We start from the raw sequence: 25,864 nt of genomic DNA on the forward strand, positions 1-25,864 counted from the left end.
GCAGAATATGAAAAAGACAATCAATTATGGTCTTCTGATGTTGGTGATGCTCTTCACCATGGCATCCAACATCTTCGCAGACAACAAATATGGTCTTAAAGACAATATTCAGGATGGTGTCATCCTTCATTGTTTCGACTGGACGTTGGCAGATATCCAGGAAGAAATTCCTAATATCGCCAAGGCAGGCTTTACTGCCGTTCAGACTTCTCCTGTTCACGAAAGAGCAGGTAAAGGATCCGTCTGGTATGATGTTTATCGTCCATACGACTTTAAGATAGGTAATGGTCTTGGTACTGAAGCTGACCTGAAGGCTCTCTGTGCTAAGGCTCATGAGTATGGGGTCAAGGTAATTGTGGATGTTGTTGCCAACCATACCGACCATCCTAACGTGGCTGCACGCTTGAAGGACGAGAGTCTTTATCATGAACGATTTGGTGTGGGTAACTGGAATGACCGCCATCAGGTTACATTTGGTATGATTGGAATGTGGGACCTCGATACCAACAATCCTACTGTGCAAGCCATCATCAAACAATACATCCAGGATTTGAAGGCCTGTGGCGTGGATGGTATCCGTTGGGATGCTATCAAGCACATCGCTTTGCCTTCTGAAGGCGATTCTTTTATGAAGAATGTGGTGGATCAGGAGATGTACAACTATGGTGAGATCCTTGACAGTACTGGTGGTGATGATAATGTCCTTTTCCCAGAGTATCAGACCTACATGAGCATTACCGATAATGGTTATGGTAACGGTTTTGCCAATTCTTTTGCTGGTGGTTCTATCAACGAATCTGTTGGCAATTTCAATCAGAGAAATGCAAAGACAGAAAAGTTGGTTTATTGGGGTGAAAGCCATGATACTTATGCCAACGATGGTGGTGAGTCAAAGAATAAAAGCCAGAATGTTATCGACCGTGCTTATGCAGTTGTAGCAGGAAACAATGGAGCTACCGCTCTTTATTTCTCTCGTCCTTTCCAGAAGGATAAGGGAGCTATCAAATTTGGTGATAAGGGAAGCGTTCACTTCAAAGATGCTGAAGTAGCTCAGGTAAACTACATGCACAACGTTTGTGCCGGCGAGCCAAACTATTATGTAAAAGGTAATGGCGTTTGTGCTCAGGTTCGTAAGAGTGGCGCTATTATCGTATTGGGAAGTGGTTCTGACCGTGACGTGACTGTAGCCAATGGTGCTGGCGACGGCAAGTGGCTCAAGCCTGGTACTTATAAGGATATGGTAGGCGGTGGTGCTTTCACCGTCAATGCTTCTACAATCTCTGGTCATGTTGGCGAGTCAGGTATTGCTGTCATCTATAATGCTGGTTCTATTGTGCTGCCTCCTGAGGTTGTTTTCAATCCAGCTGATGGTACAGCCTTCTCTGATGAGACGCTCACTGTGACTGCTACTCCTTTGAATGCTGTTTCTGCCTGGATTCAGGTGAATGATGGTGCTAAGCAGGATTTTACTGCTGACAAGCAGTTTACTGTAGGTGCTGATGTTGCCTATGGTAAGAATGTCACTATCACTTGGGGTGCAACTGACAAGGAAGGCAAGACAGAAACAGGTTCGGTAACTTACAAGAAGGTGAAGGCTTACGTTCCTGAATTGGGCAAGGCTGATGAAATCTCCTGTTTCTTGGAGACATCTAATGCGGCAGCAGCCGTATATGTATGGAATAACAAGGTTAGTCCTGTAATTAAGTATGCTGGTGATTGGAATGATGCTATCAATAAAAAGTTGCCTCCTGTAGGTAAGAGTGTTTCTGGAAAGAATGTCTTCAAGTGGACTTATGATGGCACCGAGACAAGTGCTCCTACTCAAATCATTTTCTTGGATGGTAATGGAAATAAGATAACTGCTGACGTGGAGTTTGTCAACCACGGCTACTATGTTGACGGAGCATACAGCACTACTGTGACCAAGGTACATGAAGATGAGATCGTTGATCCAGAGTATGTTTACTTCGATAACGCTTCTAAGTGGGAGAATGTTTATTGCTACTTCTATAATGGCACAACCTCTTCTGCTGCATGGCCAGGAGTCAAGATGACTTTCGATGCATCTGCTTCTCATAATGGTAAGACTGGTTGGTATAAGGTTCAGATTCCTACGGCATATCTCAAGGCTAAGTTCTTTATCAACGATGGTACTGCCGGTACTCCTATTAATGGCGAGAATGCCTCTACTGAACAGGTAGTGAAGTAATTCTGCAGGTAAACATATATATATAATATAACCTGTTGGCGGAATTAAAAAACCGCCTGAAAATTAGTATATTTTTATGGAGAAAAAAGTTGTGCATCTCGTTGATTTTTAGTAACTTTGTAGTGTCCAATTATAAAGTTATATATTTCACGCTATGCACAACTTGTATGCAAATTTCGTAAAAATTCTTGAGATATGCAAGGATTTCTCCAAAAATTTAGTTAATGAGCTAGGAAATATTCCTCGCCCAGGAGTCGTACCACGTTTTTCAGACCTCGAAGTTGTTGCTTTGAGCTTGACAGCCGAGCATCTTAGCATCGACAGTGAAAACAACTTGTTCGATAGGCTGAAGGAGTATAAGGCAGATATGCCAAATCTGATTTCTCGACGCCAGTTCAATGACAGGCGAAAGTTCACTGCGGAACTATGTGAGAAGATTCGTAAGCGCATAGCGTCAAAGATGGATGGTGCAGAAGAATATTTCTGCATAGATTCCAAACCAATAGAGGTGTGTCGCTTGTCCAGAGGCTTGCGTTGCAAGATGAAAGGAACAGACGTAACAAACTCTCCTGCATTTGGCTATTGCGCTACTCAGAAGATATACTACTTTGGGTATAAACTCCACGCTGTCTGTGGGTTAAGTGGAGTTATCCACTCGTATGACCTGAGTCCAGCTAATGTTCATGACATTCATTTTCTTAAAGATGTAAAGTTTCAATTCCATGACTGTTGCATCCTTGGCGATCGAGCTTACCTCAGTGCGGAACTACAGCAAGACTTGTTTTCTTCTGTAGGCATCAAGTTGGAAGTTCCATATCGCTTGAACATGAAGAATTGGCGACCAACATTTAAGCCTTATGCTAAGGCGAGGAAGAGAATCGAGACAAATTTCTCTCAACTTTGTGATCACTTCATGCTCTTCCGAAACTATGCTAAGCAAACACTAGGACTGTTTACCCGAATCATCGGGAAAATCAGCGCATTTACAGTCTTGCAATATATTAATTATGTAAACAACAGACCGGTTGGCAGGGTTAAGTATGCGCTAAATTAATTCCGCCAACGGGTATAATATAGATGAATTGAGCAGAGCTCTTAGATGGCAGCGCCATCTAAGAGCTCTTTGTATTTGGCGATAGCATCAGCTATCTCGCTTATTTTGATGAATTCATCGGCAGAATGGGAGCGGGAAGATTCGCCAGGACCCAGTTTGAACGAAGGGAAGTGCATCAGAGCCTGGTCGCTGAGGGTAGGACTGCCGAATGGCTTCATGCCCATGGCTACACATTTCCTGATAAGAGGATGCGCCGGGTCGATGCGGGATGACTTCAGACGGAAACTGTGGGCCTTCACCTCGCTCTTCAGGTGCTGGCAGATAAACTCGTAAACCTCCTCGTTGTCGTAAAACTCGTTGGTGCGGATATCCACAAGCATCGTACACTTATCCGGAATCACATTGTGCTGGGTTCCGGCATTCACTACGGTAAGCGTCATCTTGGTAGGTCCCAGGAATTCGCTTACCTTCTCAAACTTATAGTCACGAATCCATCGCATATCATCCAATGCCTCGTAGATAGCGTTTACTCCCTCGTTTCGGGCAGCATGACCGCTCTTTCCGTGAGCAATCACATCCAGCACCATCAGTCCCTTTTCGGCAACAGCCGGGTTCATGCCGGTAGGTTCACCCACGATGGCAAGGTCGATATGCGGAAGCAAAGGCAGGGCACGGGTAATGCCATCCTTTCCCGACACCTCTTCTTCGGCGGATGCCAGATAGATAAGATTATACTGCTGAGGCTTTGCGGTCAGCATTCTGAATATCTGGAGGAGCGAACAGAGTCCGCCGCCGCAATCGTTGCTGCCCAAACCGTAAAGTACACCCTCTTCAACATCCGGTGAAAACGGGTTGCGTGTCCATGAAGCCACAGGCTTCACGGTATCGATGTGAGCGTTGAGCAGCAGGGTAGGTCGGCTCTCATCGTAATGAGGGTCGATAATCCAGATGTTGTTCGCCTCACGCTGAGGTTCGAAACCATATTTGCGGATGGTCTGCTCCATGATGTCGGCAGCATCCTTCTCGTTTCTGCTTACAGATGGGGTGGCGATGAGCTTTTTCAGCAAATCCACGGCATCGCTTACATATTCTTCTTGTGTCATCATAATCTCCCTTTTTATTGTTTCGAGGGCAAAGATACGAAAAAAAGAGCAGATAAAGTGGAAAAAATATCTTTTTATTTTGTGTTCTTAACAAATTCTATTATCTTTGCATCAGAATATAAATATAAGCTTATGCAGATTAATAGTCATCTTTCGGTACTGGTACATGATCTCGCCAAGAAATGGGGAGAGAAAACTGCTTTAACTTTCAGAAAGTTTGGCAGCGACCAGTGGCAATCGGTTTCATTCAACCTCTTTTCCTTAAGAGTGAAACAAGTGAGCAATGCCCTCCTGAATCTTGGGGCTAAACCTCTTGACAAAATCGCTGTCTTCTCGCAGAACTGTGTGCATTATCTGTACACCGACTTCGGTGCGTACGGTATCAGAGTTACTGCTGTGCCATTCTATGCCAACAGCAGCGAGCAGCAGATTCAATATATGATTAATGATGCGCAGATTCGCTTTCTCTTTGTAGGCGAACAGGAGCAGTATGACAAGGCTCACCGTATCTTTGCCCTCTGTCCTTCTCTGGAGCGTATCATCATCTTCGATTCCAGCGTACGCATCAGTACACACGATCCTGCAGCCCTCTATTTCAAGGACTTTCTGAAGTTGGGTGAGAATCTTCCTCGTCAGACAGAAGTGGAGGAACTCTACAAGCAGGCAAGTATGGATGACTTGGCTGATATCCTCTATACCAGTGGAACAACGGGCGACAGTAAGGGCGTGATGCTGACTTATAGCCAGTATTATGCTGCTTTGAAGGCAAACGACGAATGCGTGCCTGTTACCGACAAGGACCGTGTCATCGACTTCCTTCCATTTACCCATATCTTTGAACGTGCCTGGTCTTACCTCTGCTTGAGCGAAGGTGCCGAACTCATCATCAATACTTATCCTCATGAAATTCAGGAGAGTATGAGAGAGGTGCATCCTACCTGTATGTGTAGTGTGCCACGTTTCTGGGAGAAGGTGTATATCGCCGTAAAGGCAAAGATGGATGATGCCGGTCCTATCCAGAAGAAACTCTTCTACCATGCCTTGTCGGTAGGTAAGAAACGTAATATCGAGTATATTGCCAACTGCAAGCGTCCTCCTTTGGCTCTGGAGTTGGAATATAGAATTATCAACAAGACCGTTTTGAGCATGGTTCGCAAGCAGTTGGGCTTGGAAAAACCGAATATCTTCCCTACAGCGGGTGCTTATGTAAGTCCGGAAGTAGAGGAGTTTGTACATGCCATCGGTATCGATATGGTGGTGGGTTACGGTCTGACCGAGAGCCTTGCCACCGTATCCTGTGATCATCTCGACAAGAAACGCAGTCTGGGTTCTGTGGGTCGCCCGATCTCCTGCATTCAGGTAAAGATAGGTGAGGATAATGAGGTGCTCCTCAAGGGTCCTACCATCACTCCGGGATATTATCATCGTGATACCACCAATGCGAAGGCATTCGACAAGGATGGATTCTTCCATACCGGTGATGCCGGCTACATGAAGGATGGCGAGCTTTATCTCACCGAGCGTATCAAGGACCTGTTCAAGACATCGAATGGTAAATATATCGCTCCGCAGCAGGTAGAATCATTGCTCCTGGTAGATAAGTTTATCGATCAGGTGGCTGTTATAGCCGACCAGCGCAAGTTCGTATCAGCCCTCGTCGTTCCAGAGTTCCGTCTCGTGGAGGACTGGGCACGTGAGCATCATATCGCCTTCACCTGCCGTGAAGATTTGTGTGCTAACGAGAAGGTGCAGAAGATGCTGATGGACCGTATTCAGATTCTCCAGCAGCATCTGGCTTATTATGAGCAGATTAAGCGCATTACCCTCCTGGCTCACCACTTCTCTATGGAGTCGGGCGAGTTGACCAATACCTTGAAGATTCGCCGCCCTATCATCAACAAGAACTATAAGGCGGAGATTGACAAGATGTATGAGGAGTAATCATATAGTTTAAAGTTAAAAGTTTATAGTTAAGAGTTAATGATTACAGCTGACCAGTTGAAGGATGTGATGGACAGAGCTGACGCTCTGCATCGCTATCTCAATATAGACCAGAAGAAAGTAGAATATGAAGAGGAGCAGCTCCGCACCCAGGCTCCTGACTTCTGGGAAGACCCGAAGTATGCACAGGAGCAGATGAAGAAAGTGAAGGGCATCCAAAAATGGCTGGATGGCTATAAGACCGTACGTCTTTATGCCGATGAACTGCAGCTAGCTTTCGACTTCTATAAAGATGAAATGGTGACCGAGGAAGAGGTGGATGCCGATTATGCCAAGGCGATCAAAGCCATCGAAGACCTGGAGTTGAAGAACATGCTTCGCCAGAAGGAAGACCCGATGGACTGTGTGCTCAAGATTAATTCCGGTGCCGGTGGTACCGAGAGCCAGGACTGGGCACAGATGCTGATGCGTATGTATATGCGCTGGGCTGAAGCTCATGGCTATAAGGTAACTATCACCGATATGCAGGAAGGTGATGAGGCTGGTATCAAGAGCGTCACCATGACCATTGAGGGCGGTGAGTACGCTTATGGCTATCTGAAGAGCGAGAACGGTGTGCACCGACTGGTGCGTGTTTCTCCTTTCAATGCCCAGGGCAAGCGAATGACCAGTTTCGCCAGTGTCTTCGTAACTCCGCTGGTAGATGATACCATCGAGGTATATGTCGACCCAGCCAAGCTCTCCTGGGATACCTTCCGTTCGAGTGGTGCCGGTGGTCAGAATGTGAATAAGGTGGAATCAGGTGTCCGTCTGCGTTATTGGTATACCGATCCTGATACAGGTGAGGAAGAAGAAATCCTCATCGAGAATACCGAGACCCGTGACCAGCCAAAGAACCGTGCCAAGGCATTGTTGCTCTTGAAGAGCCAACTCTACGACCGCGCCATGAAGAAGCGTCTGGAGGCTAAGGCTAAGATTGAGGCTGGTAAGAAGAAGATAGAGTGGGGAAGCCAGATTAGAAGTTATGTCTTCGACGACCGTCGTGTGAAAGACCACCGAACCAACTATCAGACATCGGATGTAGATGGCGTGATGGACGGCAAGATAGATGATTTCATCAAGGCATACCTGATGGAGTTCCCTACGAATGATGACGAACAACAATAATAATCTAAAAAATATACGACTATGAGTGGAAATAAAGACTTAAGAAGAGCCAAACATGAGGCTTATCAGAAGAAACAGGCTGCAAAAGGCGAGAAAGTAATCAAGTGGATATTTATAGGATTGATAGTCCTTGGTATTCTTTTTGCCATTTATGCAACAACATTAGTATAAAACAATGAGTGGATTAGAGATAGAAAGAAAATTCCTCGTTAAGAAGGGCGACGCTTATAAAAGCGCCGCCTTTTCTTCTAGTCATATCCAGCAGGGATATATTCCTGCCGAGGGGGCTACGGTGCGGGTTCGCACACGGGATGAGAAGGCTTACCTTACCATTAAGGGCAAGTCGGTAAATGGCGGCATGACCCGCTATGAGTTTGAAAAGGAGATAACGATGGACGAAGCGCAGCATCTCCTGCAACTTTGTCAGGGAGGCGTCATCGATAAGCGTCGCTATCTTGTGAAAAGTGGCAGTCATACCTTCGAGGTGGATGAGTTCTATGGCGATAATAAAGGACTGGTCATGGCAGAGGTGGAGTTGGCAAGCGAGACCGAAGCCTATGAGAAACCTGATTTCATCGGCATGGAGGTAACAGGCGACAAGAGATTCTACAATTCGCATCTCTTGGGCAATCCTTTCTCGAAGTGGCGTGATACCTTGCCGGCTGAATATCGTTAGAAAATGTATCGAAAAAGTCATTTCTGCGTCCTAAAACGGATTAAATTGCATAAATATTACTAAATTTGTGTTTTTGCTTTCAAATAATTCATATATTTCAGAATTATTTTATAATTTTGCACGAAGAAAAATTAAAAAGTAAGAATTTAGTAATAGAAAGATAGAAATGACAGATTCAAATAGAGGAAGTTTTGGTAGCAAGATAGGATTGATTCTTGCTACAGCAGGTGGCGCCGTAGGTTTGGGTAACGTATGGCGCTTCCCTTATATGGCTGGTCAGGAAGGTGGCGCAGCCTTTATTCTGGTATACATCGGAAGTGTGCTCCTGTTGGGCATTCCATGTATGATTTCTGAGTTTATCATCGGCCGTCATGGTGCCTCTAATACCGCACGTGCCTATACCAAACTCTCTAATGGTACGGCTTGGAAGTGGGTAGGCTATCTTGAGGTGCTTACCGGTTTTCTGATTACGGGCTATTATGCGGTGGTTTCGGGCTGGTGTCTGCAGTATGTCTATGCCAGTATCATGGGCGAACTGCATGGTGACCCTACCTTTGTGGCGAATTACTTCAAGGAGTTTTCTTCTGATCCTGTGCGTCCGGTTATGTGGACGGTAGCGATATTCCTGATTTGTCATTTCGTGATTATTCATGGTGTGCGCGGCGGTATAGAGAAGGCTTCTAAGGTGATGATGCCTCTCCTGTTCATCCTGCTTTTGATTATTGTGGTAGCAGCTTGTCTGTTGCCGGATGCAGGTAAGGGCGTGGAGTTCCTGTTGAAGCCTGATTTCGGAAAGGTAGACAGAAACGTGTTCCTGAATGCCTTGGGTCAGTCGTTCTATTCTATGAGTATCGGTATGGGCTGTATCTGTACCTATGCCTCTTACTTCAGCCGTCAGACCAATCTCTTCAAGAGTGCTTTGCAGATTTCCATCATCGATTTGCTGGTAGCAGTACTGGCTGGTCTGATGATTTTCCCTGCAGCCTTCTCTGTAGGAGTATCACCGGATAGTGGTCCTTCGCTCATCTTTATCACTTTGCCGAATGTCTTTAATCAGGCGTTTGCATCGTTACCTGTACTGGGTTGGATCATCTCGCTGCTTTTCTACGTATTGCTGTCGGTAGCTGCCCTGACCTCGCTGATGTCACTTCATGAGGTGAATACTTCTTTCTTCTACGAGGAGTTGAAGATAGACCGCAAGAAGGGTGCTACCATTGTTACAGTTTCCTGTGCCATCATCGGAGCCTTCTGTTCTCTCTCTTTGGGTGCAACAGACAAACTTTCGTTCTTCGGAAAGGCGCTGTTCGATTGGTTCGACTTCGTTACGGGTCAGATATTCCTTCCTCTGGGAGGATTCCTTACCTGCCTGTTCCTGGGCTGGTATGTACCTAAGCAGATCGTACAGGATGAGTTTACCAACTGGGGAACCTTGAAGGGCCGTCTCTTCGGTATTTATCTTTTCCTGATTAAGTTCGTTTGTCCTGTCCTCATCTTCCTGGTATTCCTGAACCAGTTTGGTGTCTTCGGATAAAGTATTTGTAATCGGATGATCATATAATCTCAGATATAACTATATATAATAAGGTGTAGCATCTGCCGTTTCTTCGGAAAACAACAAACACTACACATTAAAGATTTAGATAATGGAAACAAGAGGAAATTTTGGTAGTAAGTTGGGCGTTATTCTTGCCACAGCCGGCTCGGCAGTCGGTTTGGGTAATGTGTGGCGTTTCCCTTATATGGCAGGTCAGAATGGTGGCGCCGCCTTCATTCTCATCTATTTGGTATGTATCATCCTGCTCGGATTGCCTGGCATGATGAGCGAATTCATCATCGGCCGCCATTCCGCGTCTAATGCAGCCCGAGCTTATTCTAATTTGGGTAAGCATAAGGCTTGGGGTGCTTTGGGCTTGATGGGTGTCATCACCTCTATGATTATTCTGGGTTTCTATGCCGTAGTGGCTGGCTGGTGCCTGCAGTATCTCTATGCCAGTATCATGGGTGGTGTTCATGGCGACGCAGAGTATGTGAAGACCTATTTCCAGACCTTTTCAGCTGATCCTATCCGTCCTACCTTATGGGCAGTAGGTTTTATCTTGCTTACCCACATGGTGGTAGTGCGCGGTGTGCGCAATGGTATAGAGAAAGCATCCAAGATTCTGATGCCGATGCTTTTCTTCCTGTTGGTAGTTATCGTGATTGCTTCCTGCTCTCTGCCGGGAGCGATGAAAGGAGTGGAGTTCCTGCTGAAGCCGGATTTCTCTAAGGTCGATGAGAATGTGTTGCTCGAAGCGCTGGGACAGGCGTTCTTCTCTTTGAGTATGGGTACAGCATGTCTGTGTACTTATGCCTCTTACTTCAACAGACAGACCAATCTCTTGAAGTCTGCTACTCAGATTGTGACCATTGATACGGTAATCGCCGTATTGGCAGGTTTGATGATATTCCCTGCAGCCTTCTCGGTAGGTGTGCAGCCAGACAGCGGTCCTTCGCTCATCTTCATTACCTTGCCAAACGTATTCCAGGAGGCTTTCGGTAACATGCCGGTTGTCGGTTATGTGATTTCTGTGTTGTTCTATGCTTTGCTGGTATTGGCAGCCCTGACTTCTACCATCTCGATGCACGAGATAGGTACCGCCTTTATTTATGAGGAGGGTAAGATAAGCCGTGCCAAGGGAGCCTGGTTCGAGACCATCGTTTGCTGCATCATAGCCGTATTCTGTTCGCTCTCTCAGGGTGCCGTACCTGATTTGGGTTTCTTCGGCAAGGATTTCTTGAGCAATTGTGACAACTTTACAGCCCAGCTGCTCATGCCGTTGAGTTCATTCATCACCTGTCTGTTCCTGGGATGGTATGTGCCTAAGAAGATTGTGCGTGATGAGTTTACCAACTGGGGAACCCTGAAGGGAACTCTCTTCCCTGTTTTCCTGTTCACCATCCGTTTTATCTGTCCAATCTGTATTTTCCTTATCTTCCTGCACCAGTTTGGTGTCATTTAGCAAAACCGGCAAACTTGCAGACAGGCTATCTTGCCCCTAGTAGGCAAGATACGGCTTGATTCTTTCTATTTCGGCAGGTGGAAAGTCTTTGAGAAGACGCAGCTCTTCAGCACTTTTCAGCGGACCATGGGTTCTGCGGTAGTTTACGATTTCCTTTGCCTGGTAAAAGTCCAGATAAGGATGTTTGCGCAGTTCGGCTAAACTGAGCTGGTTGACATTCATTTTCCGGATATGTTTTGCATCAATATTCATATAGTGGAGGGCTGTCTCGGGCACGCCTTCCACTTCTTGTATCTGGCTCATGGAAACGAAACCGCCTAACCGCTCTCTGTATCGGATGATGCTTCTGGCATAGTAAGAGCCTATGCCGGGAATTTTCTGCAGTTCGGTCGTATCAGCAGAATTGATGTTGATATACTGACCTTCTTTCAGCTTTCGTGGATAACTGTATTGGGTAGTGTCTTTCTTCCTTTCATCTCTAGTTCTTATAGCTGTCTCTTGATAGCCGTAGTTGTATCTTTCTCTTGGGTAAAAGTTGGCAGCCGGCTGGTAGTCTTTACCAATTCTGATAAAGGGCAGCAGTTTTTCGAATTGCTTCTTGGTTAGTCCGTAAACCCGTGCAAAGTCTCTAGGTGTCCTGAAGATACCTCCTTTATTTCGATATTTGATGATGTTTCTGGCTTGCCATGATTCCAGTCCCAGCCGTTGGAAATCAGATTGGCTTGCCGTATTGGGGTCAAAGGCGAATACTTCGCTCGACTGAAGTCCTTCGTCATAATAGCCTGGCTGTTGCCGCGTGGCATGTCTGATGATACTATCGTTATGGGCTTGTTGTTTTTCTGAGGGCATGGTTTCTTTAGAACCTACAATGAAAATCATTGTGGTACTGACAACGAGCAGGGTCAGGATTACGAGTAATGCTCGCCGTTCATGGTAATTGATATAAAAAAAATCCTTTATAAACTTCATAGGCTTACGGATTTTTAAGTTCTTGTGATATCGAAATTTCGCCGACCATTTTGGCCACGACCAAGGCAAATCCCCTGTGTATAGGCACATTAGACGGCTTTTGGTCGGGATTACTGGACTCGAACCAGCGACCTCATCGTCCCGAACGACGTGCGCTACCAACTGCGCTAAATCCCGATTTCTGCTGCAAAGGTACATTAAATAATGGATAATACCAACAAAAATAGACTTTTTTATCTTTTTTTGAAAGAAATTTCCCGAAAAATTTGCAGGAACCAGAAAAAAGTATTACCTTTGCACCCGCAAATGATAAATCGCGATTTGTGAAAGTTGGTGCCATAGCTCAGTTGGTAGAGCAAAGGACTGAAAATCCTTGTGTCCCCGGTTCGATTCCTGGTGGTACCACTTCTTTATGAGACTGAATCTTCGTAACAGGATTCAGTCTTTTTTTATGCCCTTTTTTATAATACTTCATTTTACACTTATGAAAACGTTTGCGTATGAAAAATGAGCCAGGATGTTTTATAATAGATATTTTTTCACTACTTTTGCATTGTAAAAATCAACAACAAACCAAAAAATTAATCTAACAAACATTCATTAAAATGAAAAAAGCTTATTTATTATTGTTGGCTGGAATGTTGTCTACGGCAGTATTTGCCGGCAGCAAACAGACGGTTAAGATTGATGGTCAAGTCATAGACAAGACTGTCACAGAGATTACCTTTGATGGCGACAATGTCGTTCTTCAGTATTCAGATAATACATCTGATCAGGCAGACATGTCGCTCGTAACCCTTTCTTTCACTTATCAAACTACCGGCATCAGTCAGGTAGAAGGCATTAAGCAGGCATTGCAAGGTAAGGTTTATAACCTTCAGGCCCAGTGTGTAGGTTCTTCCCTCCAGGGGTTGTCTAAGGGTGTTTATATTATTAATGGTAAGAAAGTAATTATCAAGTAAAAAAGGAGGAACGCAAAATGAAGAAAATGGTATTTACTTTGGCACTCCTCCTGATGAGTTTGAGTGCAGCTGTGGCTCAGACAGGGACATTTAAGATTACCCATGCCGTGGCTCGTAACAGCAAGGTCAATCAGATGTATGTTACCACCAATGCTGGCGATGTGAAGTATTACAATACAGCCGACTTGACAAGTGTTAAGTTCGAAGGTGACAAGACTATTATTACTCCTAAGTCTGGTGCAGAGAATGATGAGTATGATGCTTCTGTTCAAGCCATCAGTTTTGCCAAGAAGGCTGACCAGGGTGAGAGTGGTGATATTGATAATCCTGCAGGTGTTATTCAGATTACTGAGGCTAAGGGCTGGCAGGAGTCTGCCTACCTGAAGTGGGCTCCATTTGAGGGCGCTTCTTCTTATAATGTATATGTAGATGACAAGAAGATTGATGCTCAGTTGATTCGTCAGTATGCTTCTTACTATCGTGCCGATGTTCTCGGTTTGAAGGCTGGTACTTATTCTGTAAAGGTTGTTCCTGTCAATGCTGAAGGTACAGAGATTACTGGTGCCAATACAGCTTCTAACTTGGTAGTAAAGAGTTTCAACCGTGAGGGCTTTGCTCATTTCAAGTATGATGGTGTAGGTGCTTATAATAATGATGGTACTTTGAAGGCTGGTGCTAAGGTTCTGTATATTACAGCCAAGACCGCTAAGACAGTTTCTACAACCGTCAATACAGGTAAGTCAGAGACTATTACTGGTCTTCAGTCTATTATTGATGCTTATTCTAAAGGTAAGGATAAAACTCCTATCGCATTCCGTATCATTGGTAAGGTTAGTCTTTCTGATTTGGATCACATTTCAAGTTCTGCAGAAGGTTTGCAGGTTAAGGGAGCTACTATGAATATGACATTCGAAGGTGTCGGTGATGATGCTACCGTATATGGCTTCGGCTTCTTGCTTAGAGAGGCAGTGAGTGTAGAGTTCCGTAACTTTGCTATCATGCGTTGCCTGGATGATGCTATGTCTCTTGACACCAAAAACTCTCATGTATGGATTCACAATATGGATCTCTTCTATGGTAAGAAGGGTGGTGCTGCCGACCAGGCTAAGGGTGACGGTACTGTAGACATCAAGGGCGATTCTAAGTATGTTACTGTAGCTTACAACCGCTTCTGGGATAATGGTAAGGCTTCTATGTGTGGTATGAAGAGTGAGACTGGTGAAAACTGGATTACTTATCATCACAACTGGTTCGACCATTCAGACTCTCGTATGGCTCGCGTTCGTACCATGAGTGTTCACATGTACAACAACTACTATCAGCATAATGATGTTTATGGTATTGGTGCAACAAAGGGTTCAAGTGTATTCATGGAGTCTAATTACTTTGATGGTGTTAAGCGTCCTATCATGAGCTCTAAGCAAGGAACTGATGCTATGGGTGATGGTACTTTCTCTGGTGAGGATGGTGGTCTGATTAAAGCGTACGGCAATGTATTTGCCAACAAGCCTGATAACTTCAGCTATATCACATACGCAAACAATAATACAAGTTTTGATGCTTACGAGGTTTCTGCCCCAAGTGAGCAGGTTCCTTCAAGCGTAAAGACTTTGGTAGGTGGTACTTCTTACAACAATTTCGATACCAACTCAAGCCTCATGTATGCATACGCTGCAGATAAGGCAGAAGATGTTCCTGCTATTGTAGAAGAATTCTATGGCGCAGGTCGTTTGAATCATGGCGATATTGATTTCGTTATTCCTGATGAGACAGTCGTAACAAATGGTCATCAGCAGCCATGGCCTGCTTTGGCAAGCATTCTTGACGCTTATACTTCTGGTGTTGTTAAGGTATTCGGTGAGAGCAATGCAACTGGCGAAGGTGGTTCTACAGAAGGTGGCAGCACTGGTGGTTCTGGCGAAGGTGGTAGCACTGGTGGCTCTACTGGTGGTACAGAAGGTGGCAGTACTGTAACTCCTATCGAGGGTACTGTTTTGGTAACATTCACAGGTTCTAAGCCTTCAAGTAGCATAGTAACAGTTTCAGGCAACTATACTACAAATAAGGGAACTGCTACTATTGACGGCACTTCATATTCTACTTGTGTAAAGATGGAGTCTGCAACTAATATCTCAGTAACTGTTGATAAGAAAGTCACAATGACCCTTTATTTCAGTTCAACAGATACCAAGACGAACGCCAAAATTGATGGAAAGAAGCCTGCTGAAGTAAATGCAGTTATTGATTCAACAGCTAAGACAATGACTGTAACATTGGATGCAGGTTCTCATACTATTACAAAGCAGGATACATGCAACCTCTTCGGTATTAAACTTGTACCTATAACAGAGTAAAGGTATAGAACTGATTTAAAGATTCCTGCCTCTTTAATGACAAAACGGACAAAAGCTAGATAAAGATTTGCTTTTGTCCGTTTTTTCTTTATTTTTGTCTTAAATCTATCTGCTGTTTTCTTCTTTTTTCTCTACTTTTGCAACCGAAAACAATTTTAAACGTAAAACGCAACCTAAGAGTAAAATAATGAAGAATATTTTAGGAAAAGCCATATTGCTGGCTTCAGCACTCTTGTTTTCGATTACGGGCACGAGTTGCAGCAATGATGATAATACCACTCCCGAAAAGGAGAAGACATACGATATGAGTGGCTTCGCCAAGGGTGCCGATGTAAGTTGGCTCACAGAGATGGAGAAGAATGGTGTGAAATTCTATAATCAGAATGGCAAGGCTACAGAATGCATGAAGCTCCTCCGCGAAGAGGGAACCAATTCTATCCGTCTGCGTGTCTGGGTAAATCCGGAAGGTGGCTGGTGTGGCAAGAATGATGTCATCGTCAAGGCTTGGCGAGCTCAGCAGCTCGGCTTCCGTCTGATGATTGACTTCCACTATTCTGATACCTGGGCTGACCCGGGTAACCAGAAAGTTCCTGCTGCATGGCAGGGCTATACTGCCGAACAGATGAAACAGGCTGTGGCTGATCATACCAAGGATGTGTTGACAGCCTTGAAGGATAGAGGTGTAACCAACGTAGAGTGGGTGCAGGTGGGCAATGAAACCCGCGACGGAATGCTCTTCAACAGCGATGAGGCTGTAACCGGTCAGGTATCTAAGAATGCAGCCAATTTTGCAGCTTATATCAACGCCGGTTATGATGCTGTTAAGGCGGTTTATCCACAAGCTAAAGTCATCGTGCACGTGGATGAGGGTCATGACCTCGGCCGTTATACCTGGCTCTTTGGTGAATTGAAGAAGAAGGGTGGAAAATGGGATGTCATCGGTATGTCACTTTATCCAGAAGATAACAATTGGCAGGATTTAACCACCAATTGTCTGAATAATATTAAGACTTTATCTGATCAGTACAACTGCCATGTCATCATCTCTGAAATCGGTATGTGGTGGGGCTCTGACCAGGCTGCGCCAATGATGAAGAAGATGGTGGATGGCTGCAAGGCAATCTCTACCTGCGAGGGTATCTTCTATTGGGAACCAGAAGTTCACAACAACTGGAAGCCAGCCAACTATACCACTCTGGGTTGGTCTGCATATACCAAGGGAGCGTTCGACAACAGCGGCAAACCAACTGCCGTATTCGATGCATATAAATAAGAAAATTAAATAGCAATATGATCAAGAGAAGCATTACTTTCATTACTCTTGCCCTGGCACTCACTACGCTGTGTCAGGCGCAGAGCAGAAAAGTCATCACTTTGTCATCGTGGGACTTCTCCCGTGATGGCAAGGCGTGGCAGCAGGTAGCTGTTCCGCACGATTGGGCTATCTCGGGACCTTTTGATAAGAAATGGGACCTGCAGATGGTGGCTATCGAGCAGAATGGCGAAAAGGAGAAGACCGAGAAGTCGGGACGCTCTGGAGCTCTCCCTTGGATTGGAGAGGGTATGTATAAGATGAATCTTCAGTTGCCGAAGGGCTACAAGCGTGCCGTCCTCGTTTTTGATGGTGCGATGAGTCAGCCTATCGTTAAGGTGAATGGCAAGGAGGCTGGCAGATGGGCTTACGGCTACAATGCCTTCCGCATCGACATTACTCCTTACGTGCAGTTTGGCGGAAAGAAGAATCTCATCGAGGTACATCTTAATAATGTAGAAGAGAGTAGTCGATGGTATCCTGGTGGCGGTCTCTACCGTCCGGTTTCCGTGGAACTTTACGGCAACGAGAACTTCTCTACCTGGGATACCTTCGTCCGTACCCTGAAGGCTGATAAGCAGGAGGCTGAAGTAGAAGTAAACGCCCTACTGGAAGGAAAAACTGGTAAGTCGGGCAAGACCGTCATAGCCCTGTTGGATGAGGCTGGCAAGAAGGTTGCCGAGCAGATCGTCACAGGTGCCAATCCTGAAATCAAGACTACTCTGAAGGTAGCGAACCCTCAGCTCTGGTCTCCGGAATCTCCTTATCTCTATCAGGTGAAGTTAACCCGATATGAAGGAAAGAAGGTGGCTGATGTTCAGACCCTGAAGACCGGTATCCGCACCATCGCCGTATCAAAGGATTATGGTTTCCAACTCAATGGCGTTACCCGCAAACTGAAGGGCGTTTGCCTGCACCACGACCTCGGTCCATTGGGCGCTGCAGAGAACAAGGCAGCTCTCATCCGCCAGATCAAGATGATGAAGCAGATGGGTTGCGACGCCATCCGTACCGCCCACAACATGCCTTCTACCATGCAGATGGAAATCTGCGATTCTCTCGGTATGATGGTCATGGCAGAGAGTTTCGATATGTGGATTTATCCTAAGTGCAAGAACGGCTACGCCAAGTTCTTCAAGGAGTGGAGCGATAAGGATATCACCAATCTGGTAAAGCACCACCGCAATCATCCTAGCATCGTGATGTGGAGCATCGGTAACGAGATTCCTGAACAGTGGAGTCAGGAGGGTGTGCAGATTGCCAAGCGTCTGCAGGACCTCTGTCATCTGTATGACCCATCCCGTCCTGTTACCCAGGGCATGGATAGGGCAGAAGATGCCTTGAAGAGCGGCTTTGCCCAGGTAATGGATGTACCGGGCTTCAACTATCGCGTACATAAATATTATAAGAATATTGAGCAGTTGCCTCAGGGCTTCCTCCTCGGTTCTGAAACCGCCTCTACGGTCAGCTCCCGTGGCGTATACAAGTTCCCGGTAGTGGTAAGTGATAAGGCTACCTATCCTGATGGTCAGTGCTCCAGCTATGATACGGAGTATTGTTCCTGGAGCAATCTTCCTGATGATGACTGGAAGATGCAGGATGACTACAGTTGGGTAATCGGTGAGTTTGTATGGACCGGTTACGACTATCTGGGCGAGCCTACTCCATACGATACCTACTGGCCAAGCCGCAGCAGTTACTTCGGCATCTGTGACCTTGCCGGACTTCCAAAGGACCGCTACTATATGTATCGTGCCCGCTGGAACGAGCAGCAGCATACCACCCATCTTCTTCCTCACTGGAACTGGAAGGGTAGAGAGGGACAGGTTACCCCTGTATACTGCTACACCGATGGTGTGGAAGGCGAACTCTTCGTCAATGGCAAGAGTCAGGGCAGGGTTCGCAAGGACAAGTCAAGCCGTCTGGACCGCTATCGCCTGCGCTGGAACAATGTGAAGTATGAACCGGGTGAGATTCGCGTGGTTACCTACAATCAGTATGGCGAAAAGGTGGGCGAGGACGTGAAGCGTACTGCCGGCGAGCCTGCACAGATGAAGTTCAGTGTAGAAACACCTGATCATGAACCTATTGCCTGCATGGTAGAAGGCTGTACCGATGAGCACAATGTGCTTCTGAATGCCGATGGCAACGACCTTGCCTTCATCACCGTGAGTCTTCTGGATAAGGACGGAAATGAATGTCCGCTTGCCGATGACGAACTGACCTTCGAGGTGAGTGGTGCCGGCACTTTCAAGGCTGCCTGCAACGGCGATGCCACATCGCTCGAACCGTTCACCCAGCCACAGATGAAACTCTTCTCCGGCAAACTCGTAGTCATCGTACAGAGCAGCAAGCAGAAGGGCGACATCATCCTGAAGGTAAAAGACAGCAAGCGAAATATCGAAAAGTCGATTACGCTCCAGGCAATATAAGATAACAAAGACCGATTTCGGTTGGTTATAAAGTATATAGTTTATATCGGATCCTCTGGGAATAGCAGCGGCTATTTTTCCCAGGGGATTCTTTTTTTTATGAATTTCCTCCGATATTTTTTGGCGTTATCATGAATATTGTGTAAATTTGCACACATGAAGAAGTCAATAAAACCTATATACCGCATCAGCATGGCAATTGCTATGCTCTTTATTTCGCTTGCCATCCATGCGCAGCGTTTCGTCAACACCTCCCTTGAAGGTGCTCAGGCAGTTTGTGCCATTACCCAGGACAGTGATGGAATGATATGGCTCGGAACCGACAACGGCCTTTACAGCTATGATGGTTATCATGGCTACCGCCATTTTCAGGAACATACATTCAGCAATACGCGTGTCAATGCGCTCGGTTTCGAGGGCAGAATGCTCTATCTGGCTACCGGCAACGGCATCCTGAAATTCGATACGCAATCTTATCAATATGCCGAAACACCAGCCATGAAGGCTTTTGCAGATGAGACGAAACGCAGGCAGTTGAAGGAACTCCGTGTGCTCGATATCAAGGGTGGCAAGACAGACTTCGGTGGCGATGTCTATGCCTTGCTCTCTACTCCGCGAGGCTTGCTCGTAGGTTCGCTTGCTGGTCTGCATCTCGGCAGCAGACTGATTCCGCTCCGTGCCGGAGAACAGCCGCTGGTCAATGCGCTCGCCTATGATGCCAAGCGCCGATGCTACTGGATTGGTACCGAGGGGGCTCTCTATTGTGCCGACCTGCAGCTCAGGAACTTCTCACAGATTCCAGCTCTCAACGGCAATTCTATCAAATGTCTTTCTACAGATGCAGCCGGCAATCTCTATATCGGAACAGATAACGGACTCTATCAGATGGCACTCTCCAATGCCATCACCCATTATATCCACGATTCCCGTGATGATGCTTCTATTCCTAACAACATCGTCTGGGCTTGCTTTGTAGATAAATGGCAGAATGTATGGGTGGGTACTGACAATGGACTCTCCCGTCTCACTACCCAAACCTATTACCGCTATGTATCGCTCGATAAGATTATGATGTCGGGTGAGGGCAACTGTCTGCATGCCATGCTCCAGACCCGTAACGGCGAATGGTGGATGGGCGGTACCAACGGTCTGATTCATTTCACCCGGAATGCTGAAGGTTATAAGAATGTGGCATGGTACAAGCAGAACAGCTCTGCCTTCCCGCTGAGTCATAACCGTGTACGCAAGATTTATGAAGACCATGACGGCGATGTATGGATCTGTACCGACCATGGCATCAACTTCTATGACCGCAGTTCCCGTCAGATGCGCAACTTCATCGTCTACGATAAGAGCGGTAAGTATTCTACCGCCTGGGCTTATGATGTTCTCCAGGACAAGAAGGGCAGAATATGGATGGGTTCTTATCAGGGTGGTGTCTTCGTGATGGATAAGGCGGCTCTTCTGAGTGGCAAGACCATAGCCGACTGGCATTACTCGGACAAGGGAAAGAATGCGCTCTCTGGTCTGCATGTAGGTCAGATGGTGATGGATGGAAAGGGTAGGATTTGGGTTTCTACCTATACCCGTCTCAACTGCATCAATCCGAACGATATGAAGGTGGTACAGGTGGCTAACTCAGATGTCGTCAACTATCTGATGGCAGACAGCAAGGGCAATATCTGGATGGGTGATAACAGTTCGGTAACCTGTTATTATGCAGCCGGTTCTGTGCTGGGTAACAGTTTTTCTTCCAAGACATGGCAGATTGGTGGCAAGGTAAGTACCATGTGTGATGTGGAAGGCAAGATATGGGTGGTATCGGGCAATGAATGCTGCGTAATCAATCCTGAGGGCGAGAGCCAGCGCTTCATGATTCCTTCTGTTGTGCCGCTCAACATCTGTTACAGCAGACAGACTCATGAGGTAATGATGGGCGGCAATGACGGCTATGTGGCAATCAGTTCCGATGTAGCACAGAAGCCTAAGCAGTTTACCCGCTTGATGCTGGCTGGAATCATCGTAAACGGACAGGCTCGTGAGGAGCGTGGAGAAATCCTGAAACTGAAGAGTGATGAGAACAACTTCACCCTGCAGCTCACCGACCTTCCTTTTGCTGATCATCCTTCAGCCGTTTATGCTTACAAACTCGAAGGCAGCGACCACGACTGGCATTATCTGAACTCCGGCAATATCGATATCACCTATAATGGTTTGTCGTATGGCGATTATCATCTTACGGTTCATGCCGTGGATGGTGAAGGCAAGGTAGCTGCCGAGGTTTATTCGCTCGACATCTCCGTCCTGCCGCCTTGGTATCTCTCCTTGTGGTGCAAGCTCTTCTATATCACGGCACTCATCGTGTTTGTGGCATGGCTGGTAAGCTGGTATTTTCTGCGCAAGGAACTGGCTGATGCCCAGAAGCAGAAGACTGAGGTGTTGGAGCAGGTACAGATGCGTATGGACTTCTTCAATCGTCTGACGGAAGATTTGAAGGCAGCTGTGGCTCATCATTCATTTGATGAGGTGACAGCTCTGATGGTCCGCTACCTGAACGTGAAGATACCAGAGAAGCCATCAACTGTTGCCACAGGGTTATCCGCTTCGGCCTTATCTGAGCCTGAGGCATCAACCTCAGAACCAGTTTCTGCACGCTCTGAATCTTCTGAAGAGGAAAAGAAGGAAGTAAATGTCAGCGAGTTGGATGCGGCAGACAAGCGTCTGCTCGAAGAGATCAATGAGGCGATAGAGAAGCACATGATTGATTCCGACTTCAACGTTTCGATGTTGCAGGATGTGATAGGTATAGGTGGCAAGCAGCTGTATCGCAAGACGAAGGCGATAACGGGGCGTACGCCTGTAGAGTATATCCGTGAGATGCGTATGAAGCGTGCAGCCGAGCTCCTGAGCCAGGGCAAGTTCAGTGTTTCCGAGGTGATGTATACCGTTGGTTTTTCCAACAGCAGTTATTTCTCCAAATGCTTCTCCAAGGAGTATGGCATGACTCCTACGGAATACATGAAGGTGAAGAGGTAAATAAATGATGTGCTTCCGTTTGCCTATAGATATGACTGCGTGGGGTTAAGAATATGACAGTATTGGGTTACGGATACGACTCCGTCAGGTTACGGATACGACTCCGTAGGCTAATGGAGACGTATCCTTCGGCTTGTCGAGATATCTGCGTCAGCTGATTGAGCTACTTGAGTCAGCTGATTGAGCTACTTGCGTCAGCTGACTGAGCCACTTGCGTTAGCTGATAAAATACGTTCCGATGCATTAAAAAATGCGTCCCGATGTAGCATTTGCTACGTCCCGACGCAGCAAAAGATACGTCCGGACGTAGTACAAGCTACGTCGGGACGTAATTTCAGCTTTATGAAAACGGCTGCATAGAAACAAAAAAAAGTGTGTATTGAACTTGTTTTTGCAATCTGTAATCGGATGTGACAAAAAATCGACAATTAACTAAATTTATGAGCAAATATGCTAAAAAACATAGATATTACGTGTTAATTATTTAAATTTTAAGCGATTATCTTGGGCAAATAAGAAAATATTCGTAATTTTGCACCGATTTAAGTTAAATAGGTATTTCCATGCGTGCATTTTAGTGAAAGAATGTATAAATGGAGGGGTGAAGTGTCGCCCTGAGTGCTTTCGGCTTTTACCAAACGAGAAAAAAATGAGAAAAAAATAATAATTATTAATTAATAAACTTGAAACAAACAAGGATGAGAAGATTAACTCTTTTACTTGTCTCACTTGTATTGTTGTCTATCCAATCGGTCTTGGCGCAGAGTTTCAGCGTCAAGGGTACTGTCGTGTCTGCTGAAGACAACGAACCGATGATTGGTGTGACCATTATGCAAGAGGGAACATCAAATGGCGTAGTGACCGATATTGACGGTAACTATACCATCGAAATTAAGGGTGCTTCGAAGGCTACGCTTGCCTACTCTTATGTGGGATGCGTTACGCAGAAGCACGTTGTGAATGCGCAGACAAATACGCTCAACATCACCCTTGCTTCGGATTCCAAGATGATGGATGAAGTGGTTGTGGTGGCGTATGGCGTGAGAAAGAAGGGAACCATTGCGGGTTCCGTGTCTGCCGTAAAGTCTGAAAAGATAGAAAATGTGCCGGCGGCAAGCTTCGACCAAGCTTTGCAGGGACAGAGTACTGGTTTGCAGGTCATCTCTTCTTCGGGTGAACCTAGCAAGGCGGCTACCTTCCAGATTCGTGGTACCAACTCTATCAACTCCGGCAAGTCGCCACTCTTTATCCTCGACGGCGTGCCAATCTCAAGTTCTGATTTCAATACCTTGAGTCCTAACGACATCGAAAGTATCTCTGTATTGAAAGATGCCTCTTCTACCTCAATCTATGGTGCACGTGCTGCCAATGGTGTGGTTGTCATCACTTCCAAGCGAGGCTTGTCAATGGACCAGGCGAAGATTACGCTCCGTGCACAGTATGGTTTCTCTGAGTTGGCGCAGACCAACTGGAAGATGATGAATACCGACGAGCGTATACAGTTTGAGAAAGAAGTAGGTCTGGATACAGGTAAGGATTACAATCTCCTTTCAAGAGTAAACGTAAACTGGCTGGACGAGGTGTTCAACGACCGCGCTCCGTTGCAGAGCTACGAACTCTCTATCAACCGTGCTACCGACCGCTTGAACTACTATGTTTCTGGTGGTTTCTACGATCAGGACGGTATCGCACAGAATTCAACCTTCCGCCGTTACAACATCCGCACCAATGCTGATGTAAAGGCTAGCAAGTGGTTGAAGGTAGGTACCAACACCATGGCTGCCTATGAGGAGGCTCAGCAGGCTGACGATGGTAGCTATACTACCGTTACTCCTATCTCAGCATGCCGATTCATGCTGCCTTACTGGAATCCATACGCAAAGGATGGCAGTCTGGCTTCACTTTCAGCAGGCAACTGGGCTGGAACCAGCGAGAACCCTATCGTTTACATGGGCTTGAATCCTATCAAGAACAAGAAATATAAGGTACTCTCTACCATGTATGCTGAAATCTATCCGATAGAGAATCTGACTATCCGTACTCAGTTTGGTGCCGATTTCACTCATTCTACAGCGTTCCTCCAGTCGTTCCCAAGTCTCTCTTCAAATAACGGACAGGGTACTGCGGCTCGTCAGAGCAGTGATGCCATCAACCTGACAGAGACCACTACGGCTAACTACCGTTTCACCCTGAACGATATCCATTCGTTCAACGTGATGCTGGGTCAGGAGGCTGTCAATTTCCACTCAGAGGGTTTCCAGGTATATTCCAAGGGTCAGACCAGCGATCTCCTGACCAACGTATCATCAGGTACACGTGCCAGCCGCTGGGCAGATTCATCTTCTGATTATTCTTACCTGTCATTCTTCATGCGTGGCGAGTATAACTATAAGGAGCTTTACTATGCCGACTTCTCTCTGCGTACTGATGCTTCTTCACGTTTCGGTAAGGATCATCGCTGGGGTACATTCTGGTCGCTCGGTTTCATGTACAACGTGAAGTCTACCGACTGGCTGAAGGATATGAAGTGGCTCAGCACAGCCCAGATTGCCGTAAGTACCGGTACATCGGGTAACTCTGAGATTCCTAACTATTATCATCTGGCTCTGGTATCGGGTGGTGCCAACTACGATAATACTGCCGGTTTCTCTCCATCACAGAGTGGTAACGAGGAATTGGGTTGGGAGTCAACATGGGCAAACAACTTCGCCCTCCGTTTGGGTTTCCTCGACAGAATCAACTTCAGTTTCGAGGCTTACTACAAGCGTACCTCCAATATGCTGATGCGCGTTCCTGAGTCTTACACCGTTACCGGCGAGGGCTATCGCTGGAAGAACGTAGGTGTGATGGCTAACAAGGGTATCGAGTTGAGTGCTGACGGTGATGTAATCCGCACACGCGACTTCACCTGGAATGTAAGTGCCAACGTATCTTACAACCAGAACCGATTGAAGGAACTCTATAACGGTGTAACCGAGTATGTAAACTCAACCACCGGTTTGAAGTATGTGGTAGGTCACTCAGTAAGCGAGTTCTTCCTGAACCGTTATGCCGGTGTGAATCCAGCGAATGGTGAGCAGCTCTGGTATGATAAGAACGGCAACGTGACCAACGAGTTCCGCGAGAGCGACAAGGTGATGACGGGCAAGACCTATGATGCACCTTGGATGGGCGGTTTCGGTACAAGCTTCCGTTGGAAAGGCTTGCAGTTTTCTGCCCAGTTCAGCTGGATCGGTACACGCTACGTCATCAACAACGACCGTTACTTCGAGGAGAGCGGTGTAACCTTCGGTACTGCTTACAACCAGTCAAACCGTCTGTTGTACGACCGTTGGAAGCAGCCAGGCGATATTACCGACATCCCACGTTGGGGCGAGGTAACCCAGCTCGACGACCGCTTCTTGGAGAATGCATCGTTCCTCCGTCTGAAGAATCTCAGTCTGTCCTATTCATTGCCACAGAGTCTGTTGCGCAAGACCAACTTCTTCTCTATGGTCAGAATCTATGGTCAGGCACAGAACCTCTTCACCGTAACCGGTTTCAACGGTCTGGATCCTGAGGTTTCATCCAATATTTACCAGGCACAGTATCCGGCATCACGCCAGTTTACTCTGGGTGTTGAATTGCAATTCTAACCAAGAAAGGAGAAA

The 25,864-nt window shown here is 46.3% G+C and carries 15 protein-coding genes, 2 tRNA genes and 1 pseudogene; 15 read left to right on the top strand and 3 right to left on the bottom strand.

What is annotated here, in order from left to right:
- Nucleotides 1-7: 7 nt before the first annotated feature.
- Nucleotides 8-2,209 carry an alpha-amylase family glycosyl hydrolase gene (locus FO447_RS13500; RefSeq protein WP_200756803.1) on the top strand — a complete coding sequence of 734 codons (2,202 nt, stop codon included), beginning with the start codon at nt 8-10 and terminating at the stop codon, nt 2,207-2,209.
- Nucleotides 2,210-2,331: 122 nt separating this feature from the next.
- Nucleotides 2,332-3,263: pseudogene (locus FO447_RS13505) on the top strand (IS982 family transposase).
- Nucleotides 3,264-3,304: 41 nt separating this feature from the next.
- Here the strand turns inward: FO447_RS13505 and FO447_RS13510 are convergent.
- Nucleotides 3,305-4,369, bottom strand: a complete 1,065-nt coding sequence (locus FO447_RS13510; RefSeq protein ID WP_200756805.1) for a M20 family metallo-hydrolase — start codon at nt 4,367-4,369, stop codon at nt 3,305-3,307.
- Between the two features lie 129 nt (nt 4,370-4,498).
- Between FO447_RS13510 and FO447_RS13515 the strand changes: the two genes are divergently transcribed.
- The 6 genes from FO447_RS13515 (at nt 4,499) to FO447_RS13540 (ending at nt 11,149) form a co-directional block, all read left to right on the top strand.
- On the top strand, nt 4,499-6,307 hold the full coding sequence (locus FO447_RS13515) for an AMP-dependent synthetase/ligase (protein WP_200756807.1): 1,809 nt from the start codon (nt 4,499-4,501) through the stop codon (nt 6,305-6,307).
- Nucleotides 6,308-6,346: 39 nt separating this feature from the next.
- The gene (gene prfB / locus FO447_RS13520; protein ID WP_200756808.1) at nt 6,347-7,474 is read left to right on the top strand and encodes a peptide chain release factor 2; all 1,128 of its coding nucleotides are present in this window, start codon (nt 6,347-6,349) and stop codon (nt 7,472-7,474) included.
- 21 nt (nt 7,475-7,495) lie between these two features.
- On the top strand, nt 7,496-7,645 hold the full coding sequence (locus FO447_RS13525; RefSeq protein WP_181976430.1) for a hypothetical protein: 150 nt from the start codon (nt 7,496-7,498) through the stop codon (nt 7,643-7,645).
- A gap of 4 nt (nt 7,646-7,649) precedes the next feature.
- Nucleotides 7,650-8,150: a CYTH domain-containing protein gene (locus FO447_RS13530; protein ID WP_118416221.1), complete on the top strand. Its 501-nt coding sequence runs from the start codon at nt 7,650-7,652 to the stop codon at nt 8,148-8,150.
- Nucleotides 8,151-8,316: 166 nt separating this feature from the next.
- The gene (locus FO447_RS13535; protein WP_117692993.1) at nt 8,317-9,681 is read left to right on the top strand and encodes a sodium-dependent transporter; all 1,365 of its coding nucleotides are present in this window, start codon (nt 8,317-8,319) and stop codon (nt 9,679-9,681) included.
- 112 nt (nt 9,682-9,793) lie between these two features.
- Complete coding sequence (locus tag FO447_RS13540; protein WP_200756810.1) at nt 9,794-11,149, top strand: sodium-dependent transporter; 1,356 nt, start codon at nt 9,794-9,796, stop codon at nt 11,147-11,149.
- A gap of 36 nt (nt 11,150-11,185) precedes the next feature.
- Here the strand turns inward: FO447_RS13540 and FO447_RS13545 are convergent, their stop codons facing one another.
- The gene (locus tag FO447_RS13545) at nt 11,186-12,028 is read right to left on the bottom strand and encodes a helix-hairpin-helix domain-containing protein (RefSeq protein ID WP_234699011.1); all 843 of its coding nucleotides are present in this window, start codon (nt 12,026-12,028) and stop codon (nt 11,186-11,188) included.
- A gap of 191 nt (nt 12,029-12,219) precedes the next feature.
- Nucleotides 12,220-12,295: transfer RNA gene (locus FO447_RS13550), tRNA-Pro, on the bottom strand.
- A 155-nt stretch (nt 12,296-12,450) separates the two neighbouring features.
- On the opposite strand from FO447_RS13550, the gene FO447_RS13555 reads away from it, so the two are divergent.
- The 7 genes from FO447_RS13555 to FO447_RS13585 all read left to right on the top strand — a co-directional run bounded on the left by FO447_RS13555 (nt 12,451) and on the right by FO447_RS13585 (nt 25,849).
- Nucleotides 12,451-12,523 (top strand) — tRNA-Phe (locus tag FO447_RS13555).
- Nucleotides 12,524-12,723: 200 nt separating this feature from the next.
- Nucleotides 12,724-13,080, top strand: coding sequence for a subtilase (locus FO447_RS13560; protein WP_200756814.1), 357 nt, complete (start codon nt 12,724-12,726; stop codon nt 13,078-13,080).
- 17 nt (nt 13,081-13,097) lie between these two features.
- Nucleotides 13,098-15,434 carry a pectate lyase gene (locus FO447_RS13565; protein WP_200756816.1) on the top strand — a complete coding sequence of 779 codons (2,337 nt, stop codon included), beginning with the start codon at nt 13,098-13,100 and terminating at the stop codon, nt 15,432-15,434.
- A gap of 187 nt (nt 15,435-15,621) precedes the next feature.
- Nucleotides 15,622-16,707: a glycoside hydrolase family 53 protein gene (locus FO447_RS13570; RefSeq protein ID WP_200756818.1), complete on the top strand. Its 1,086-nt coding sequence runs from the start codon at nt 15,622-15,624 to the stop codon at nt 16,705-16,707.
- Between the two features lie 17 nt (nt 16,708-16,724).
- Nucleotides 16,725-19,178 carry a glycoside hydrolase family 2 TIM barrel-domain containing protein gene (locus tag FO447_RS13575; RefSeq protein WP_200756820.1) on the top strand — a complete coding sequence of 818 codons (2,454 nt, stop codon included), beginning with the start codon at nt 16,725-16,727 and terminating at the stop codon, nt 19,176-19,178.
- 156 nt (nt 19,179-19,334) lie between these two features.
- Nucleotides 19,335-22,214 carry a two-component regulator propeller domain-containing protein gene (locus tag FO447_RS13580; RefSeq protein ID WP_200756822.1) on the top strand — a complete coding sequence of 960 codons (2,880 nt, stop codon included), beginning with the start codon at nt 19,335-19,337 and terminating at the stop codon, nt 22,212-22,214.
- 698 nt (nt 22,215-22,912) lie between these two features.
- On the top strand, nt 22,913-25,849 hold the full coding sequence (locus tag FO447_RS13585) for a SusC/RagA family TonB-linked outer membrane protein (RefSeq protein ID WP_200756824.1): 2,937 nt from the start codon (nt 22,913-22,915) through the stop codon (nt 25,847-25,849).
- Nucleotides 25,850-25,864 lie beyond the last annotated feature (15 nt).

Origin of the sequence: Segatella copri (assembly GCF_015074785.1) — a bacterium.
Lineage (GTDB): Bacteria > Bacteroidota > Bacteroidia > Bacteroidales > Bacteroidaceae > Prevotella.